The sequence below is a fragment of the Novosphingobium sp. Fuku2-ISO-50 genome (genome assembly GCF_001519055.1).
In the GTDB taxonomy this organism is placed as follows: Bacteria; Pseudomonadota; Alphaproteobacteria; order Sphingomonadales; family Sphingomonadaceae; genus Novosphingobium.
The window spans coordinates 50,310-69,814 of the sequence record NZ_KQ954300.1 but is presented as its reverse complement, the minus strand read 5'-3'; the positions used below and the strand labels follow the sequence as shown (position 1 = coordinate 69,814).

General features: G+C 64.7%; 15 protein-coding genes. 7 read left to right on the top strand and 8 right to left on the bottom strand.

Features of this window, described 5'->3' with window-relative positions:
- Positions 1–5 precede the first annotated feature (5 nt).
- From AQZ50_RS16820 to purC, 3 genes are all read right to left on the bottom strand, one after another.
- Entirely contained in the window at positions 6–2,747 is a 2,742-nt protein-coding gene (locus AQZ50_RS16820; RefSeq protein WP_231730364.1) for a M16 family metallopeptidase, read from the bottom strand.
- Positions 2,748–2,873: 126 nt separating this feature from the next.
- Positions 2,874–4,736, bottom strand: coding sequence for a CocE/NonD family hydrolase (locus AQZ50_RS16815; protein ID WP_067748043.1), 1,863 nt, complete (start codon positions 4,734–4,736; stop codon positions 2,874–2,876).
- A gap of 244 nt (positions 4,737–4,980) precedes the next feature.
- Positions 4,981–5,766 carry a phosphoribosylaminoimidazolesuccinocarboxamide synthase gene (purC, locus tag AQZ50_RS16810; RefSeq protein ID WP_067747994.1) on the bottom strand — a complete coding sequence of 262 codons (786 nt, stop codon included), beginning with the start codon at positions 5,764–5,766 and terminating at the stop codon, positions 4,981–4,983.
- Between the two features lie 323 nt (positions 5,767–6,089).
- Between purC and wrbA the strand changes: the two genes are divergently transcribed.
- The 6 genes from wrbA to AQZ50_RS21280 all read left to right on the top strand — a co-directional run bounded on the left by wrbA (position 6,090) and on the right by AQZ50_RS21280 (position 10,024).
- Positions 6,090–6,689: an NAD(P)H:quinone oxidoreductase gene (gene wrbA, locus AQZ50_RS16800; protein ID WP_067747990.1), complete on the top strand. Its 600-nt coding sequence runs from the start codon at positions 6,090–6,092 to the stop codon at positions 6,687–6,689.
- Between the two features lie 137 nt (positions 6,690–6,826).
- Positions 6,827–7,249: a ketosteroid isomerase-related protein gene (locus AQZ50_RS16795; RefSeq protein ID WP_067747988.1), complete on the top strand. Its 423-nt coding sequence runs from the start codon at positions 6,827–6,829 to the stop codon at positions 7,247–7,249.
- Positions 7,246–7,833 carry a GNAT family N-acetyltransferase gene (locus tag AQZ50_RS16790; RefSeq protein WP_067747986.1) on the top strand — a complete coding sequence of 196 codons (588 nt, stop codon included), beginning with the start codon at positions 7,246–7,248 and terminating at the stop codon, positions 7,831–7,833. Before AQZ50_RS16795 ends, AQZ50_RS16790 begins: the two co-directional genes overlap by 4 nt.
- Complete coding sequence (locus tag AQZ50_RS16785) at positions 7,827–8,747, top strand: carbon-nitrogen hydrolase family protein (protein ID WP_067747985.1); 921 nt, start codon at positions 7,827–7,829, stop codon at positions 8,745–8,747. The genes AQZ50_RS16790 and AQZ50_RS16785 overlap by 7 nt, the downstream gene beginning before the upstream one ends.
- A gap of 88 nt (positions 8,748–8,835) precedes the next feature.
- On the top strand, positions 8,836–9,927 hold the full coding sequence (locus AQZ50_RS16780) for a glycerophosphodiester phosphodiesterase family protein (protein WP_231730362.1): 1,092 nt from the start codon (positions 8,836–8,838) through the stop codon (positions 9,925–9,927).
- Positions 9,884–10,024, top strand: coding sequence for an arsenate reductase/protein-tyrosine-phosphatase family protein (locus AQZ50_RS21280; RefSeq protein ID WP_369801434.1), 141 nt, complete (start codon positions 9,884–9,886; stop codon positions 10,022–10,024). Before AQZ50_RS16780 ends, AQZ50_RS21280 begins: the two co-directional genes overlap by 44 nt.
- A 21-nt stretch (positions 10,025–10,045) precedes the next feature.
- On the opposite strand, the gene AQZ50_RS16775 is transcribed toward AQZ50_RS21280, so the two are convergent.
- Positions 10,046–11,086 (bottom strand): AraC family transcriptional regulator, encoded by a 1,041-nt coding sequence (locus AQZ50_RS16775; RefSeq protein WP_067747982.1) that lies wholly within the window; start codon positions 11,084–11,086, stop codon positions 10,046–10,048.
- A 218-nt stretch (positions 11,087–11,304) separates the two neighbouring features.
- Here AQZ50_RS16775 and AQZ50_RS16770 point away from each other — a divergent pair, with 218 nt between their 5' ends.
- Positions 11,305–13,704: a TonB-dependent receptor gene (locus AQZ50_RS16770; RefSeq protein WP_067747981.1), complete on the top strand. Its 2,400-nt coding sequence runs from the start codon at positions 11,305–11,307 to the stop codon at positions 13,702–13,704.
- Positions 13,705–13,848: 144 nt separating this feature from the next.
- Here the strand turns inward: AQZ50_RS16770 and AQZ50_RS16765 are convergent, their stop codons facing one another.
- From AQZ50_RS16765 to AQZ50_RS16750, 4 genes are all read right to left on the bottom strand, one after another.
- Positions 13,849–14,859: a LacI family DNA-binding transcriptional regulator gene (locus AQZ50_RS16765; RefSeq protein WP_067748041.1), complete on the bottom strand. Its 1,011-nt coding sequence runs from the start codon at positions 14,857–14,859 to the stop codon at positions 13,849–13,851.
- A gap of 207 nt (positions 14,860–15,066) precedes the next feature.
- On the bottom strand, positions 15,067–17,898 hold the full coding sequence (locus AQZ50_RS16760; protein WP_231730361.1) for a hypothetical protein: 2,832 nt from the start codon (positions 17,896–17,898) through the stop codon (positions 15,067–15,069).
- Positions 17,895–18,890 (bottom strand): fimbrial biogenesis chaperone, encoded by a 996-nt coding sequence (locus AQZ50_RS16755; protein ID WP_231730360.1) that lies wholly within the window; start codon positions 18,888–18,890, stop codon positions 17,895–17,897. Before AQZ50_RS16755 ends, AQZ50_RS16760 begins: the two co-directional genes overlap by 4 nt.
- 51 nt (positions 18,891–18,941) lie before the next feature.
- Positions 18,942–19,475 carry a DUF4402 domain-containing protein gene (locus tag AQZ50_RS16750; protein WP_197412536.1) on the bottom strand — a complete coding sequence of 178 codons (534 nt, stop codon included), beginning with the start codon at positions 19,473–19,475 and terminating at the stop codon, positions 18,942–18,944.
- Positions 19,476–19,505: the final 30 nt, after the last annotated feature.

Genomic DNA, 19,505 nt, shown 5'->3' with positions numbered 1-19,505 from the left:
GCCGATCATCCTCCACTTTTTTCGGCATTCGGCAAGACGAGGATCTCCACCGCGCGGTCGGGTGCCAGATAGCGCGCGGCGGCGGCCTGTAATTCGCGCGGGGTCAGACTCATCAGCATGGCCTTGGCGGCAAGGTGACGCTCGATCCGTTCGGGCTTGGTCTGCGCGCGGGCGACCAGCGAAAGCCAGCCGCCGTTGCCTTTGAGCCAGTTGTCGAGCCGCTGGGCGAGCGGGGCGCGGGCGCGCGCGATCAGATCGGGATCGGCAGGCGCGGCGATCAGCGCGGCGAGCGTCTTGCGGATGGCCGCGCGCGTCGCCGCGACATCGCCGGTCGCCACCGAGGCCTGCACGGCAAATGTGCCCCAGCCGGGCCATAGATCGGACTGCGCAGACGTTGCGCCGGGCGAATAGGTCTTGCCCATGGCCTCGCGCAAAGTGTCTTCGACCGCGATGGTGACCATGTCCTGGATCATGTCGAGCGCCAGTTCGAGCCGTTCGTCGCGATCGTCGGTGGTCGGCCATTCCAGCCGCACGATGGCCTGCGTCGTCGGCCCCTTGTGAGGCACCACGATCGCGCCGCGCCGGTCGGTGAAATTGCGTTGCAGCGCAGCGGGATCGACCGGAAAATCGGTTTCGCGCGCGGGCAGGGCGCCCAATGTGCGCGCCACGGCGGCAATCGCGGCCTCTTCGTCGAGATCGCCCGCCATGCCGATCTCGATGGCGCCACGGGCCAGCCGGTCGCCGATCACATGACGCAACGTCGCAAAAGTGACCGCGCGATAGGCCGCGATGTCGCCGAGCGTAAAGCGCGGGTCGTTGTCCGTCTCGATCCCGCCGAGCGCATTGGCCAGCGCCGCTTGCGGCGTCGCATTGCGCCGGGCGAGCACATTGGCGATCGTTTCGTGAAAGGCCCGTTCGGCCTCGGGGCGATAGCCGGGATCGCTGATCAGCGCGGCGAGATAGCTGCATTCCATCGCCAGATCGCGCCGCGTGGTATTCGCCCCGGCGACAAAGGCATCGCCTTCGGGATGGAACGAGCCGCCGACCGAATGCCCGGCGAGCAGCGTTTGCAGATCATCCGCGCTGTGTTTGCCAAGCCCCCCTTGCGCCAGTTCCGGAACCATCGCCACAGCCAGGGGATCGGCGCGCGTCGCAAGCGGTTCGCCGCCCGCCAGCGCAAGGCTGAGCCGGATGCGATCGCGATCGAGATCGGTATGGCGCAGATTGAGCCGCACGCCATTGGCAAAGCGCACCATGCGAATGCCCAGCCGCGCGTCACGCCGATCGGACACCACTGTGCCCGCCGGGCCAAAGTCGCCATAGCCAAAGCGGCCCGAGACCGGCGTGAACACGGCAGCGGGGGCGGCTTCGCCCTCGACCCAGGCGCTGCGCAGCGCGTCGGCGCCGCCTTCGGGCGCACGGCGACCGTGAAATCGCAGCAGCGGCGCATCGAGCGGCAGTGCCCCGTCTTTCAGCACCCCGCCCTTCAAGGCATTGAGCACCAGCGCCGGGGTGATCGTCGGGGCATAGGCGTTGAACCGCGCCAGCGCGTCGGCGGGCGCGGTCGGCACTTTGCCATCGGCGATCGTGGCCAGCGCGGCATGGATCAGCGTGGCGTCCGATCGGGTTTCGGCTTCGGCGGCGGCATTTTCCAGCCCTTCGCGCAAATCGGCGAGTTGTTCGTCGAGTTCGGCCTGCGTGAACCCTTGAGTCAACGCCTGCCGCAGCATGGCGGCGGCAGTGATCAGGCCCCGGCGCCATTTGCCGTCTTCGCTGTCGACGACGAGATTGGTGGTGCGTCCGATATGAAACACCTCTGCCGTGCCGAATCCGGCGCCGCGAAATGGCGGATCGACCCGGCGCGCCAGGCTTTGAAAGCGACGGTTGACAATGCGATAGCCGATCAGCCGCAGGAGCGCGCGGCGCCGGTTGGCAATCGTGTCGGGCTCGTCGAGCCAGGGGCCATGGCGCGAGGCGGTGACGCGCTCGCTCAGCGCGGGATCGATGCGGATGTCGACCCGGTCGCGCCGATCGGCCTCGACCCGGCCCGGCTCGACCCGGCCCGGTGGCGGGGCGGGCTCGGCGCGCCAGTCGGCAAAATGCGCCGCGATCGCGCGGGTCATCGTGGCCGCCGGAAAATCGCCGACCAGGATCAGCGTTGTGCGATCGGGCCGGTAATGGGCGCGCCAGAATGCTGTCAGCGCTTTGGCATCGGCGCGCGCAACGCTGCGTTCGGTCCCGATCGGCAGGCGACGAAGATACGTTGCACGGGGATAGAGAAACTGCGCCATGTCGTGCCAGTCGCTTAGCGCATAGCCTTTGCCGTCGCGCATTTCCGAGAGGACGACGCCGCGCTCGCGATCGACCGCATCGGGCGCAATGGTCAGCTCGCTCGCCGTTTCGCGCAAGAGCATCAGCGCGGTATCGAGCAGCGCGGGATCGGCGCGCGGCAGATCGAGCTGATAGACGGTGCGCTCGAACGAGGTCGAGGCATTGGTATCGGCGCCGAAGGTCAGCCCCTCGCGCTGCAACAGCTTGACCATTTCGCCGTTGCGGACATGCGTGCTGCCCTCGAAAGCCATGTGTTCGACAAAATGCGCAAGGCCCCGCTGATCCTCGGCCTCATCGAGCGAGCCGGTCTCGATCACCAGCCGCACCATCGCCACGCCCGCCGGAGTCGCATTGCTGCGCACGATGGTGCGCATCCCGTTGGCCAGTTTGCCAAAGCGATACCCCGGATCGGGCACGACATCGCTCGCCGCAAAGGGCCAGTCGGGCTTTGCCGCCAGCGGAACCAGCCGCGCGCCGCCTTGCGCGCAACCGGTCAGCAGCGCGCAAAGCGACGCGAAAAGGATCGCACGGCTGCGCAGGGGTCAGTTCACCACGGGCAAGTCGATCGTGCTGCCGCCATCGCCGCCGACGCTGATCTTTTGCGTGGCTTTGACATAGTCGGCGGGCTTTGCGTCGAGGATCGAGGGGACGAACGTCTGCGGGTTGCGGTCATAGAGCGGGAACCAGCTTGACTGGATCTGCACCATGATACGGTGGCCGGGCAGGAACACGTGGTTCGCGGGCGGCAGCGCGAACGTATAGGCCAGCGGGGCATCGGGGGTGATCGCGCGGGCTTCGGACAGGCTCTGGCGATAGCGCCCGCGAAAGATGTCCATGCCGACCGCCAGTTCATAGCCGCCCATCGCCGGATCGCCCGCGACTTCGTCGGGATAGACATCGATCAGTTTGACCACCCAGTCGCTGTCGCTGCCGCTGGTCGATGCGGTCAGATGCACGACCGGCTGCCCGGCGATCGTCACCGGCTTGTCCAGCACCGGGCCGGTAAAGGTCAGCACATCGGGGCGGCCCGAGACCGGGCGCTGATCGGTAGTCAGCCAAGTCGGCCAGGGGTTGTTTTCATAGCCGACCAGCTTGTTGGGGCGCGGCAGAAAGGTCACCGGGTTGGCCGGGTCGGAGATATAGTCGAGCCGCGCCGCCTTGTCCGAGGGGGCAAAGCCCAGCGACTGGTCGGCATGGAGATAGAGCCGGGTTTCGGCCTTGGCGGTGGGCCAGCCGGGCAGGCGCTGCCATGTGTTGGTGCCCGACTGAAACGCGGTCACGGTCGCGACATCCATTGGCGTGTCATAGAGATAATGCGCCAGAAACGGGGCGAGGACGTGCATCCGCCACCATTTGCCGGTGTCGCTGTCCCAGCGGATCGGGCCCAGGCTGTCGGCGCGCTCGATTTCCTGGCCGTGATACCAGGGGCCCATCGAGAGGAACAGCTTGCCGTCCTTGTCGAGCGGCTTGAGCGCCTTCCACACGGCAGGCGCGCCATAGATGTCTTCCTGATCCCACAGCGAATGGACCAGCATGGTCGGCACGGTCAGCGGCGCACGGGCAAGGATCTTGTCCAGTGCCTGTTCCTGCCAAAAACTGTCGTAGGCGGGGTGGGCCTTGAGCTTTTGCCAAAATCCGATCTGGTCGAGCCCGTGCGCGGTGGCCAGCGCGCCCGCTGAGCCCGCGCGCATGAACAGGGTATAGGCATCGGCCTGGCCCGATTCGTAATGCGCGGAATTGTCGCGGCTGGCGACCTGATCCCAGATATAGTCGTTGTTGTACTGGCGATAGGCGCCGTTGTGAAACCAGTCGTCGCCGCGCCAGCCGTCGACCATCGGGTTCATCGGCACTGCGACCTTGAGCGCGGGATGCGGATTGACCAGCGCGGCGAGCGCGGTGAACCCGTCATAGCTGATCCCCAGAATGCCGACGCGCCCGTTCGATTCGCCGACATGCTTCACCAGCCAGTCGATCGTGTCATAAGTGTCGGTGGCATCGTCGACTTTGGTGGGATTGAGCGAAGTGCCGACCAGCGGTCGGTTCATCACATAGGTCCCGCCCGATCCGTACTTGCCGCGAATGTCCTGGACGACGCGGATATAGCCGCCCGCCATGACCACGTCGGGCGCGCTGTCATAGCCGTCGATCCGGCTCGCCATGTGCGGCGAATGGCCATAGTTGGTCTGGTCTTCGGCGTTGTAGGGCGTGCGCGTCATCAGCATCGCCGCGCCTTTCGCGCCTTTGGGCACAAGGATGACGGTGTGCAGCTTTACCCCGTCGCGCATCGGAATATCGACCACGCGCCGGTCGAAATCGCGCAAGTCCCTCGCCTCTTCGAGCTTGGCGGGGCGTTCGTCATAAACCGGCGGCGGCGCGGCGCATGCGGGAAGGGCTGTGCCGATCATCAGGATGCCTGCCAGCGCGGTTGCGATCTTCACCCTATGTCTCTCCTGCCATGCCCACGCGAAAAACCCCTGCTGCGCAGGCAGCAGGGGTAGCAATCGGACAAGCCCCGTCAACTCTTGTCGAAACTTCGTTTCGAGGGCGGCACCGGCCCGCTCCCCCACCCGACCACCCACAGGGTACAAGTGTCGGGTGGTCGGGTGGGGGAGCGGGCCGGTGCCGCCCTCCCCGAAATTTTCGCGCGCCTTATTTCTTGGTGCGCAGCTTGCGATGCGCGCCGAGGTCGAGCACTTCGGAAGGGCCGCCTTCATTGTCGAGCAGGCCAAGCCGGCGCGCGACTTCCTGATAGGCTTCTTCTTCACCGCCCAGATCGCGGCGGAAACGGTCCTTGTCGAGCTTTTCGCCGGTCTGGATGTCCCACAGGCGGCAACCGTCGGGGCTGATTTCGTCGGCCAGGATCACGCGGGCAAAATCGCCGTCCCAGATGCGGCCGAATTCAAGCTTGAAATCGACCAGACGGATGCCGATCGCGGCAAACATGCCCGACATGAAGTCGTTCACGCGAATCGCCATCGACGAAATGTCGTGCATTTCCTCGTTGTTGGCCCAGCCGAAGCAGGCGATGTGTTCCTCGGCGATCATCGGATCGCCCAGCGCATCGTCCTTGTAGTAATATTCGATCAGCGTGTGCGGCAGCGGCTCGCCCTCGGGAATGCCGAGCCGTTTGGAAATCGAGCCTGCCGCGACATTGCGCACGACCACTTCGATCGGGATGATTTCCACCTGGCGCACGAGCTGTTCGCGCATGTTGAGCCGGCGGATGAAGTGAGTCGGAATGCCGATATGGGCAAGGCGGGTGAACACATATTCGCTGATGCGATTGTTGATCACGCCCTTGCCGTTGATCGTGCCGCGCTTTTGCGCGTTGAACGCGGTGGCATCATCCTTGAAATACTGGATCAGCGTACCGGGCTCGGGGCCTTCGTAAAGGATCTTGGCCTTGCCTTCGTAGATCTGGCGGCGACGGGACATGGGTCAATCTTCCTGTGGCAGCGGGCGCAAAGCGTAGCGCCTTTTCTGCCGCTGCAAAACGGGGTGAACCAAATTTCCCCCGGCAAAACGGGCGCGCCCGGGCAATGGGGCTGAATGCGCGTCGCGGCGCCGGGGCTGTGCGAGGCTGGCCCCATAGGCGAAAATGCACGCGCGCGCAATCATGGCAAACATTTCGGGAAAATCGAACAAGGCATGCTGGATTATCAGGCTGCCCGGGAAAGCGGCGCGCGCCTATCCAGCGCCCACCACATCCGCACGGCACCCCCCCTTTATCGCCGTGCCCAACGCCAGGGAAACCCGCCATGAGCAAAGTCCTCGTCCTGTATTATTCGAGCTATGGACACCTCGAAACCATGGCCCATGCCATTGCCGAAGGCGCCCGCGCGACCGGCGCCGAAGTCGACGTGAAGCGTGTGCCCGAAACCGTGTCGCCCGAAATCGCCCGGAATGCGCATTTCAAGCTCGATCAGGCCGCGCCCGTCGCCACGATCGCCGATCTCGAACACTATGACGCGATCATCGTCGGCACCGGCACGCGCTTTGGCCGGATCAGCTCGCAAATGGCGGCGTTCCTCGATCAGGCTGGCGGGCTGTGGGCGCGCGGCGCGCTCAACGGCAAAGTCGGCGCGGCGTTCACTTCGACCGCCTCGCAGCACGGCGGGCAGGAAACCACGCTGTTTTCGATCATCACCAATCTGCTGCATTTCGGCATGACCATCGTCGGGCTCGATTACGGGTTTCAGGGTCAGATGGGGGTCGGCACGGTGGTCGGCGGCGCGCCCTATGGCGTGACCACGATCGCCGACGGCGACGGCAGCCGCAGCCCGAGCGAAGTCGAACTCGACAGCGCGCGCTATCTGGGCAAGCGCGTTGCCGAAACCGCGACGAAGCTTTTCGCCTGATCCCATGGCTCGAAGGGGGGGGCGGCATCGTGATGTCGCCTCCCATTCATTTTTCTGATTGCGGCATTTTGCCGTGGCGCAAGCGGCGTCGGGGACTTTATGACTCCGAGGCCTTTTTTAACGCCCGGAGACGACCGATGCCCCGCGCCGCAACGCTTGCCCTGCTCGAACGCTATTATGCCGCCTTCAACGCCGGTGACTGGCAGGGCATGCTCGATTGTCTGTCCGACGATGTCGCGCATGACATCAATCAGGGCGGGCGGCAGAGCGGCAAGGACCAGTTCGCCGCGTTCCTCGCGCACATGGAGCGCTGTTACGAGGAGCGGCTGGAAGACATCGTCCTGATGGTCAGCGAAGACGGCACGCACGCGGCGGCCGAATTCGTGGTCCATGGCGCCTATCTCGAAACCGACGAAGGCCTGCCCGAAGCCGAAGGCCAGACCTACGTCCTGCCCGCTGGTGCATTTCTGAGCATTGCCGAAGGGCGGATCACCCGGCTGACGATGTATTACAATCTCGTCGACTGGACGCGTCAGGTCGATCCCGCGGCCTTGGCATGAATCTTTGCGTCCGGCCGCTGACCGGCGGCGAACTGGTCGCCGCGCTCGATCGTCTGGCGGATTTGCGCATCCGGGTGTTTGCCGCCTGGCCTTATCTCTATGACGGCGATGCGGTGTACGAGGCTGATTATCTGAGGGAATTTTCTGCCGCGCCCGACGCCGTGCTGGTCGCCGCATTCGACGGGGCAGACATTGTCGGCGCAGCGACGGCGGCGCCGATGATCCATCAGAAAGCGGAATTTCGCGATCCTTTTGCTGCGCGCGGGCTCGATATCGCAAGGCTGTTCTATTTCGGCGAAAGCGTGCTCCTGCCCGCGTATCGCGGGCGCGGGATCGGGCATGGCTTTTTCGACCATCGCGAGGCGCAGGCGCGCCAATGCGGCGCAAATGCCGCGTGCTTTGCCGCCGTGATCCGCCCCGCCGATCATCCTGCGCGCCCCGCCGACTATGTCCCGCTCGATGCCTTCTGGACCAAGCGCGGCTATGCCCCGGTGCCGGGGCTTGTCACCGAGCTCGGCTGGAAGGATCATGGCGATGCCGATGAATCCCCGAAACCCATGCAGTATTGGCTGAAACAATGGTGACGACGAACTGGCGCGTGGCCGCCGCGCAATATCCGATCGAGGCGCTGGCCGACTGGGAGGCGTATGAGGCCAAGCTGACGCACTGGGTTGCCGAGGCGGCTGCGGGCGGCGCGGCGCTGGCGGTGTTTCCCGAATATGGCGCGATGGAACTGGCCAGTCTCGACCCGGTGACAATGGGCGATCTGCAAGGCTCGATCGAAACGGTCTCTGCCCTTTTGCCCCGGGTCGATGCGCTGCATCGCGATCTCGCGCGGCGGCACGCCATCTGGATTCTCGCCGCGAGCGCGCCGAGAAAGCGGGTCGACGGCCGCTTTGTGAATACCGCGCGGCTGTTTTCGCCCGATGGCAGCGCGGCTTATCAGGACAAGCTGTTGATGACCCGCTTCGAACGCGAAGAGTGGGGCATTGTCGGGGGCAGCGAAATCAACCTGTTCGTCACCCCGCTGGGGCGGCTGGCGGTGCTGATCTGCTATGACAGCGAATTCCCGCTGTTGGCCCGCGCGGCGGTCGAGGCGGGGGCAGATGTGCTGCTGGTGCCGAGCTGTACCGAGACGATGCACGGATATTGGCGCGTGCGCATCGGCAGCCAGGCGCGCGCGTTGGAAGGGCAATGCTATGCGGTGCACTGCCCGATCGTGGGCGATGCCGACTGGTCGCCGGCCATGGAGCACAACCGGGGCGCGGCGGGGATCTATGGCCCGCCGGATCGTCATGCGGGGCAGGGGTTTGCCATGCCCGAAGACGGCGTTCTCGCGATCGGTGTCGAATCGGCGGCGCAATGGGTGTTTGCCGATCTCGATCTGGCGCAGATTGCCGCTTTGCGCGCCGATGGCGGGGTGCTCAATGCGCGCGACTGGGCCGAGCAGCCCGGCGTCGAACGATTGCCGCCGGTGACTGTCGTTGATTTGACCTGATTGCACGCCATGGCGGGGTAACGGTATGACTGCGGCTGAATAACGGGAGGTGAGTGCGATGCGGATGGCGCGGCGGGAATGTCTGGCAATGGGCGGCGGCCTTGCGGCGGCGCTGTTGACGGGTTTGGGCACCAGCGCGCGCGCGGCGGTGCGCCCGGTCAAGCCGGTGGTGCTCGGCCATCGCGGATGCAGCGCGCTGCGCCCCGAACACACGCTCGGCTCTTATGCCAAGGCGATTGCCGATGGTGCCGATTTCATCGAGCCCGATCTGGTCGTGACCAAGGACGGCGTGTTGGTCGCGCGGCATGAAAACAACATTGCCGAAACCACCGACGTGTCGACGCGCAAGGAATTCGCCGCGCGCAGGACGACCAAAATCGTCGACGGCGTGTCGCAGTACGGCTGGTTCACCGAGGATTTCACGCTCGACGAACTGCGCAGCTTGCGCGCGAAAGAGCGCATGACGGGCGAGGGGCTGCGCGTCGAAAGCCATTCCTATGACGGCATGTTCCGTATCCTGACGCTGGCCGAAATCGCCGATTTCCTTGCCGCCGAATCCGCCGCGCGCGGCCGGGTCGTCGGGCTGATCCCGGAAATCAAGCATTCGACCTATTTCGCCGGGATCGGGCTGCCGATGGAGGACCGGTTCGTCAGGGAGCTGAGCGCCAGCAAGTATCTCGCTACCGCGCCGGTGATCATCCAGTCGTTCGAGATCGCCAATCTGAAAGCGTTGCGCGGCACGCTGGGCGATCGGCCCAATGTCCAGTTCATGCAGCTGATCGACGACGATGCGCAGCGTCCGGCCGATGTCGTCAAGGCGGGCGGCACGCTGACCTATGGCCAGATGACGAGCGCCGACGGTCTTGCCGCGATTGCCGCCTATGCCGACTGGGTCGCGCCCTGGACGCGTCAGTTGATCCCGCTGGGCCCCGATGGCAAGCTGGGCGAGCCCAAAGCGATGATCGCCGATGCGCATCGATCGGGGCTGCTTGTCGGGTGCTATACGTTCCGCCCGGAAAACCAGTACCTAGCCGCCGATTTTCGCAACGATGCCGGTGCCAATGCGCGCAATCCCGAAGGCAGTGTGGCCGAAATCCGCCGCTACCTGGCCGAAGGCCTCGACGGGTTCTTCACCGATGATCCCGCCTTGGGCCGCCGCGCTGTCGATGAGGCATCGTGAAGCCGCCACAATGAGCCGGAAAGCCGTTCGGTTCGTGTGTCTTGGCAATATCTGCCGGTCGCCGATGGCCGAAGTCGCGCTGCGCTTGGCGCGGTAAGCGCCGGGAGCGGCGCGTCGATCAGGCGGGCCGGCCGGTCCGGGTGGTCCGTTCGGCGCGGGCGCGGCGGCTGAGCAGGCGCGCGCCCGCGCGGAAATTTTCGCGCAGGAAGCGGCTGGCCGCGCTGGCTTCGGCATAGCCCAGCCGATGCGCCAGTTCGGTCAGGTTGGGCTGGCGCTGATAGGCGAAATATTCGCCCGCAACGCGCCGACGCACATTGGCCAGCACGTTCGAAAAGCCGAGACCCCGCGCAATCAGCGCGCGTTGCAGGGTACGGGCGCTGATCCCCAGGCTCGCCGCCGCGCGTTCCAGCGTCATCCCGCCGCCGGCGAGATTGGCCGTGACGAGATGTTCGAGCGGGCGCAGGATGTCGTCCTGGCGGTTGGCGCGGGCGGCTTCGAGCTGCCGTTCGAGATAGGCGGCAAGGTGCGCGTTGCCGTTGGGGCTTTCGCGGGCAAGGTCGTCGTGATGGAGCACCAGTGCGCTGCGATCGGCGCCGAACACCAGCGGGCAACGAAACACGCTGCGGTGAAAGCCGAGCTGGTCGGGCGCGGGATGGGCAAATTCCATGCGCAGCGGGTGCCATTGCTGCCCCAGGATCAGCCGGATGGTGCGCAGTTGCAGCGTCAGCGTCGCTTCGAGGTACTGGCTGCCGCCCAGCATGGTTGGTACGGTAAGGAACTGCTGCACCGCGATTTCGTCGCCTTCGACCAGTGCGGACGAACCGATCGCTTCTGTTTCGAGATGAAGATATCGGCCCGACAGGCGCAGCAATTGTTCGACCGTGGTGCAATGGTCCCACAGCAGGCTGAGCGGGCCATAGCCGTGCAGGTTGCACCACATGGCAAAGCCGACGCCAAGGTCGGGGCGCCGTGCGGCAATGGCAACGATCTGGAAAATGTCGACCATGGCCGAGGCTGGAATGACCTCGCTGTGATGCGCTTCGGCGACCACGGCGCGGTGCTCGTCGCTCAGGATCGTGTCGAGATCGATCCCGGCGATGCGCGCATAGCGCTCGAACTGCTGTACCGAGGCGGTGTGGGCGAGGCCCAGTCTGTGCATGAACCACTCCCAATGTGGACAAGAGGCAGTGTGGACAAGAGGCAACACCAACACGGCAGACGTCAAATGTCATGTTCATGTCGTAAAATGTCAAGAATTAAGTGCTGAATTGAAGCACACTCAAGCCTGAGTTCGAGTTCTTGATGGCCGATCAAACGGCCACAGTGCGAGCCCAGACAAGCGCACGAAACAGTGCGCCAAACGGAAGAGGAATGAAAATGAAGGGCATTTGGCGGGCCGGTACGGCCGTCGCTATTTTCGCGTCTGTGCTGGCAACGCCCGCGATGGCCAGCGCCGCTGCGGCACCCGAAGCCGGCGAACCTGCCGCCGGGGCCGATCAGGCCGCCGCCGCGCCGCAGGCGGGCCTTCAGGAAATCGTCGTGACCGCGCAGCGCCGTTCGGAAAAGCTCCAGAACGTGCCGATTTCGATCACCGCCGCCAATGCCGATGCGCTGGCCACCGCGCGGGTCGAAAACGTGTCGAATATCGGCGCGATCACGCCCAGCGTCACGTTCCGCGTGACCAACATTGCCTCGTCGAGCGCCAACGTCGTCATTCGCGGGCTCGGTACTGCCGGGATCAGCCGTTCGTTCGAAGGATCGGTCGGCGTGTTCATCGACGGCGTCTATCGCACCCGTGCGGGCGCAGCGCTGCAGGACTTCCTCGACATCGACAACCTGCAGGTTCTGCGCGGGGCCCAGGGCACACTGTTCGGCAAGAACACGACTGCCGGTGCGCTGCTGCTCGCCTCGACCAAGCCTTCGACGTCGGATATCGGCGGCTCGTTCGAAGCGGACGTTGGCAACTACAACACCTATTCGATCCGCGCCGCGATCAATGTACCGCTCGCCAGCAACCTTGCGCTGCGTGTTGCCGGGCTCGGTTCGGGCACTGACGGCTTTTTCACCGACGTCAACACCGGGCGCCCGGTCAACGGCAATACCACCCGCGCGGTCAAGGGCCAGCTTTTGTGGGAACCGTCGTCCAGCGTCACCGTGCGCCTGATCGGCGACTATTCGTCCAGCCATGGCGATTGCTGCTATGCCACCGAACGCGTGACGGCGGGCCCGACGGCACCGCTGGTCGATTACCTGACCACCGCGCTCGGGCTCAAGCTGCCGTCGACCGACATTTCCAAGTTCCAGGTTTCGCTCAACCAGCTCGGCTATCAGTCGACCAAGGACTACGGCGGCGCTTTGCTGGTCGATGCCGCGATCGGCGCCGGCATGCTGAAATCGGTCACGGCCTATCGCCGCTTTGACGTGGTCCAGCTCAATGAAGACGCCGATTTCTCGGGCGCCGACATTCTGCCCTATGACGAAGATTTCCATAGCGACTTCGCTTCGCAGGAACTGACCTACAACACCCGCATTCCCTCGCTCAACGCGGACATCGTGATCGGCGGTTTCGTCTCGACCGAAAAGCTGAAGTCGGGCCGCTCGTTGTATAACGGTCTTGAGGCGCAGCCCTACTGGAACACGGTGCTCGGCGCCTATGGGCTTCCTGCCGGTACGGCGGACGCGACGCCGGGCCTGATCGAATCCGAGGGGATGCATGGTTCGACCGATTCGTATGCGGTCTTTGCCCATGGCGATTTCAAGGTGACCGACCAGTTCAGCGTGATCGGCGGCTTGCGCTATTCGATCGAGCACAAGCGCGGGTCGTTTGCCTATACCTATCTCAATGGCATTCCCAACGACTGGGGGACGCTGCTCAACCTTTTCCCGGCTCCGGCCTATGACGTCGGGCATACCGACAAAGCGGTTTCGGGCACTTTTGGCCTGCAATACAAGCTGACCCCCGATGCCATGGTCTATGGCACCTATAACCGCGGCTTCAAGGCAGGCGGGGTGAATATGGACCAGAACGCCGCCGGCGGCGTTCTCAACAATGCAGCCGCTTTCGCCACGCTGCCGCCCATGGTCCAGTATCTGGTCACGACGATTGCCGGCACCACCAACGTCACTGCGCCGCTCGATCCGACGTACAAGCCCGAAACGATCAACGCCTTCGAACTCGGCGCCAAAGTGCAGTATTTTGGCCACCGCGCGCGGACCAACGTTTCGTTGTTCTATTATGACCTGAAGAACCTGCAGATCGCGCAGTTCGTCGGTCTGCGCTTTACCGTGCTCAACGCCAAGTCGGCGACCGATTACGGCGCGGAAATCGAAAACACCTTCCAGTTGTCCCCGGCGCTGACGCTCAATGCCGATGCGACCTGGATCCCGCATGCGCAGTATGGGGTGGATGCCAATATCGACCCGGCGCTGTCGGGATCGCGGTTCCGCTTTGCGCCCAAGATCACGGCCAATGCCGGGCTGACTCTCGATACGCCGCTGACGGACAAGCTCGATCTGATCGGGCGGGTGCAGTATCAATACGCCAGCAGCCAGTACGTCAACGTTGCCTCCAACAATGTGCAGGGGCCTGTCGGTCTGCTCAACGCCAATCTCGGCGTGAAGATCGACCGTCGCTATACGCTCGAAGGCTGGGTGCAGAACCTGACCAACAAGACCTATGTCACGCAGGTTTTTGAAACCCCGCTGCAGACCGGCACGCAAAACGCCTACATGGGCTCGCCGCGCACTTTCGGTGTGCGTTTGCACGGTACGTTCTGATCGGCATGATGCCTGGGCCTTGCGCGCCATGGCGCGCAGGGCCGTTCGGGCAGCCGGATCGGGGGGCGGGCAGGTCGGGGGGCCTGCCCGCCCTTTCCTTTCTGGCCCTTTTTTCGTCTGGCTCTGTTTCGGCCGATCAGGCGTTTACGCGGTTTCGCGGATGATCAATTGCGGGGCGAATTGCACCGACTGGGTTTCGCCGCCGGCCATGCGTCGCAGCAACAGTTCGACCAGCATGCGCGCGCCGCCCTCGATGTCCTGCCGGATCGTGGTCAGCGGCGGGTTTGACAGCCGCGCCAGCATGATGTCGTCGAAGCCGATCACCGCCATGTCATGGGGAACGGCAATGCCGAATTCGTGCGCTGCGGCCATCACGCTGATCGCACCGACGTCGGATGCAGCGAAGATCCCGTCGGGGCGGTGCCCGGCGGCAAAATAGGCTCTGGCCGAGGCGCGGCTGCCCTCGGGCGTGATGTGCATCGGCACGACGGTGGTATCGCGGCGAACGGCATCGGGCAGAGCCGACAGGAATCCGGCCTGACGTGCGGCAAATTCGGGCGCGTTGGCATGGCCAAACCAGGCCAGCCGCTTGGCGCCGCGATGCAGCAAGCGGTGCGCGGCAAGTGCCCCGCCGGCAAAATTGTCCGAACCGACCGTGGTATAGCAATTTTCGGGCGAATAAGCGCCCCACACCACCATCTGGCGGTAATGCGCCGCGAGGCGGTTGATCGCCGCGCCCTGATTCGACTGGCCGATCAGGATGATTCCATCGGTCCGGCCCGAGCGCACGAAATCGTCGAGCCACATTTCGGTTTCGGGCGTGATACGCGACAGGAGCAGGTCATAGCCGCGCTCGGTCAAGGCGTCGGCAAGGTAGCCCAACATGGTGGAAAAGAACGGATCGGACAGCGCCTGTGCCTTTTCGTGGCCCAGCGGAAACAGCACGCCGATCGATCCGGTGCGGCCAAGCCGCAAGTTCTGCGCCGCGACATTGAGCCGAAAGCCGTGCTCGGCGGCAATGGCGCGGATGCGATCGCGCGTGGTCTGGTTCAAAGTGCCTTTGCCGGTCAGCGCGCGCGACACGGTCGAAACCGAAACCCCGGCGATGAGGGCGAGGTCGGAAATGCTGCGCACCGAGGACGTGACGGCACTCATGACGACCATGCTCCTCCCGGGACTTATCGTGTCGCTATGTGTCCGGCGGCAAACGTCCCCACTTGCACCGCGTGGTAACAGGGTTCTACCTTATTGTAATTGTTGGCGCAAAGCATAATAAGCAGGGGATTTGTGCGCGGCAATCGATAGCCTTGGGATTAACCATTTGCTGCACGGGTGTCTGCGGGCCTGGCGTCGCCGCGCCGCTCATTGGGGCGCGACGACAATCTTCAACCGGACCAGCTTGCCGTGATGCCCGACACGGATGTGACGGTCGCTGACCAGCTTGATGCCCAGCTTGCGTGCCTGGTCCGGCGCGATTTCGAGCATGTAGTCGCCGGGGCGGACTTGTTCGATCAGCACGAAGCCATCGTTTTCGCTGCGCGCGCGGGCGGCGCGGCGGCCCTTGGCATCGATCAGATGCAGCACGAGCCCGGCGACCCCGCGCTTGTGCGTGCCGTTGGCATAGACTGCGGTGCCTTCGATGTCGCTCAATTGCTGGATCGCGAACTGGACGATCGGGATGCGGCCGGGGCGTGCGACGATCTCCACCCCGGGGCGCGAGGGCGCCATGGCAATGTCGGGCAGCGTGGCGGTGTCGATCTTGACCGCAGTGCGGCTGCCGTCGCCGACCCCGGTCAGTATGGCGTTGCCCGATGCATCGGAGGTGACGTGCTGCGATCCGGTGAAGAAGGTGACTTTGCCGACCGCTTCCTCGCCCGGATCGCATTCGCCGTTGCCGTTGGTATCGGCAAAGGCGCGCACGGCGACCGCGCCGCTGCTCGACAGGCCGGGGCGGGCGACGAACATCTTGCCGTTCAGGGGATTGCGGCCAAAGCTGAAACCCAGTCGCAAGGTAAAGGCATAGCTGCGCGACGGGGCGGTATAGGTCGAATCGAACGACACCGCAAAAGGTCCGAACTTGCGCGTCGCCGACAGCCCGACGGTGGTCTGGTGATTGTTGAACGCGTGCGTGAGCGAGGCGCGCACGGTGGTGTGGGCATCGATGTCCCGCGCAATTTCGCCGCTCAGCGAGGTCAGCGCAGGATGTGGCCCGATGGTGTAGCCGGCCTCGGCGCGGTATTGCGTGTGACTGCCGGCAAACGTGGAGAGGTCGAAGGTGCCGGTGGTCGACCGGATGGTCGCCGCGCCCGGCATCGCGCTGTCGTTGTAGTTGATGACATTGGCCGCCATGACGCGGCCCACCGTAAACGTCTGGCGGAATGTGGCGGTGTTGGTGACCTGGCCATCGGCATAGGCCAGATGCTGCCAGCTGAAAGCCAGCGGGACGGTGTGCAGCCCGATATGCAAGGTCTTGGACAAGTCGAATGTGGTCATCGACGTCAGCGGCAGGCTGCTTGGCGAGCGCACTTCGTCGACGAAGCCATGGCCATATTCGGCATGGGTGGCGACCAGACTGGCCCCGAACAGTCTGCCCGCGACGCCGATTTCGACCGCCGTCCCGCCATTGGTGCCGATCGCGGCATCGAGCTTGGCCGCCCAGCCGCCGAGCCCGGTGCGCAGCCCTGCCGAGGTCAGCCAGCGCGAAGATCCGCCCGACTGGTATAGTGCGCCGCTGCCGACCACGGTCAGCGCGCTGCTCAGGCCATATTGCATGGAAAAGCCTTCGCGCCAGTCGCCGTAATCGATCGTCGGTTCAAACCCCGGCGCGTTTACATTGGCGAGCGACTTGTCCTTTTGCACCGCGAAGACGTTGTAGGTAAACGCGCCTTTGGCGAGGCGCCCGTCGCCGACGCTGATCCGGCGCACTTCCTCGCGGCGCTGTCCTTGCGGGCCGTAGAACACCAGGCGAAACACATTGAGCCCGAAATCGACCGGGACATGCAGGAATTCGTACTGCCCGTTGACCGCATCGCGAGTCGATCCGACCAGCGTGTCGTTGCGATAGAGTTCGACTTCGAAGCCCGAGGAAAGTTCGCCCCGGAAATCCATGTTTTCGAAGACCGAGGCGTGTTCGAGCGGCTCATTGGTCAGCGCAAAGCCGCGCCCGGCCACGCCGCGCAGGCCCAGCGGCATCGATTCCGAAGCGACATCGCCCATTTCGAACTCGGTCGCGCGCAACGGCCCCAGCAACTGCGCATCGGGATCGCGACGGCCCAGTTCGGCGCGCGCCGCGATCAGCCCGCTCGACGACGAAACGCTGGCATAAGTCCGCGCGGTCATGAACAGCAGATCGCCCGACGCGCGCAAATCGGTCTCGACGTGCGGGGCAATGCCCTGGCTTCCGGTCGCGCGCAGTTCCACCTCGGAAATCGGCACGTCGTAAAGCTGATAGGGGGTGTCCTGGCGTTCGTAGACCGGCGCCTGGGCATGGCCGCCGAGATTGGCCAGCCGGTCGCGCGCCGTTTCGCGCGCAAGGCGCTGTTCGAACGGGAAAGGTTCGAGCGTCTTGACCACCAGCGTCTGCGCCCGCAGATCGGTGGTCAGCGTGACCGGCAGGATTTGCGCCAGCCGATCGGCCTTGATCCACAATTCACCGTCATAGGCGGCGAAGTCGCTCTTGCTGATGGGGCTTTCCTTGCCCGCCAGCGTGACCGTGCCCGCGCGCAAGTTGATCGACAACGTGCGCAGCGGCGAAAGGAACCAGCCGTTGGCATAATGTCCGTCGTCGCTGACGCTGATCGGCAGGTCGAGAAAACGGGCGACATCGCCCAGCGGCAGATAGACCCCGCCGCGAAGCCCGTGCGCGGTCAGCGTATCGGTCATTTCGCGATGCTGGGTGCGGATTTCGAGGATCAGCTCGTCATCTTCGGACAGCGCGGGATAGGCATTGGCGACCGTTTGCCCGGCGGCCATCGTCTGGCCCGGCATCGGCAGCGGCGGCACGCTCGGCGGCGAAATGGTCTGCGGCGGGGCAGGGGTGGGTGCCGGATCGGGCGCCGCAAGCGCCGTGCCGGGCAGGGCAAAGAGCGCGGTCGCCGGCAAGACACCGGCGCACCAGCGGCCCGCGCCGCGGTTGCGGGCGGGCTCGTGGAGGGGGATGTCGGAGGCAGCTGTGGGCGCCTCCGGCCGGATCACGGAACGACGAAGTCCTGCTTGGCGAGCGTCTGGCCGGGCGCGTAGTCGTCATCGGTGTAGGTGACGGTCAGGTGTGTTCCGCTGGCGGTAAACCGCGCGTCGAGCGAGGGATCGACCGGCACGGTGATGGTGCGTTCGTCGACTTCGGTATAGACGCCGACACCTTTGATCGCCGCGACCGGCTTTGGCGCGCCGGGGGCGGTGATGGCAATGTCGCCAAACGATGACCGCGTGCCGGAGCGCGTGATCGTGATCCGAACCAGTTTTTGCCCCTCGGGCGTGCTGTTGACGGCAAAGTCTTTCAGCCCCGAAGTCAGCGTGGTTTCACCCACGCGAATGATCACCGGGATCGAAATGCCGAAGCGCGGCGTGATCTTGACGCCGATGCCGGTTGCGGTCTGCTTGCCGTTGGCGGCTTCGTCGATGGTCAGCCCGTCATCGCCGGGCGGCACGGCAATCACGGAGAAATGCGTGCGATATTCGCCTGCCGGCAGATCGGGCGAGACACGCGCCATAAGGCGCACCATCTGCGATTCGTTGCCGGGCAGGGTAAATCGATGCGGCGACCAGCGCACCATCTCGCTTGCGCCTTTAAGCCGCGCGCGGGTCGGATCGCCGTCCTTGACGGAGGCCGGTTCGACCAGGCGCCCGTCGGCCGACATCATCATGTCGGCAATGGTGATGTCGTAATCGCCGGTGTTGGCGGTCTTGTTGTAGACCCCGACGCTGGCCACGCGATTGCGATCGTCGATCACCACGCGCTTGGGATAGAGATTGATGTCGCCCATCCCGCCGACCGCTCCGGCAGGCGCCTGCGCAGCGGTGGGGCCTTCGCCTTTGGGGGCGACACTCATGATGGCCGGTTTTTCGCCCGCCGGTTTGTCGGCGGCGTTGAGGCTTGTCACCTGGGCCGTGGCAATCGCCGGGGCGGTTGCGCACAGCAACAGGGCAAGGGGCAATCTGGTCAGGGATGGCGCCGGTTGCGCGGTCATGTCGGGTCAACTCCTGTGGCGATTTTTCGCGAATTTGCGAAAGATCCCGTTTCAGTTATAGGCGACAGTGATCGGGAAAGTCCCGCTGTAGGTGCCGGGGGCCTGCCCGGCCGCAGCTGTCAAAGTGCCGCCGATATTGAATGTATAAGTGCCGTTGGCGCCGATCTGACCACCCGAAAATGTTCCGTTGATCGTGAATTGCCCCACGGTCATCCTGGCCGAGCCATTGCTGATCGTGACCTGGCTGACCCCGGTGGCCGTAAACATCATCCCGGCAATCCCGGTCACGTTGAAGCTGGCCGCCGATCGCGCTGTCGTCTGCATGACGGCGGTGGCAGTGCCCATATCCCCGGTGGTGCTGATTGCGCCAGACGGGGAAATGGTCAAGGTGCCGCCGACTTGCGGTTGGGCCATCGAGCCGAACTGCAAGGCGTTTACCGCAACGAGTTGCAGCGGCGCGGCCACCTGGGCGCTGGCCGTTCCGCCAACCACCGAAGTGTTGGCGGAAGCGGCCAGCGCATGGGGGGCGGTGAGGCTGCCAAAACCGGCAACCAGCACCGCAACCGCATGTTTGATCTTGCGCATGATCCTGGTCCCCCGATGGATCAGTGCCAT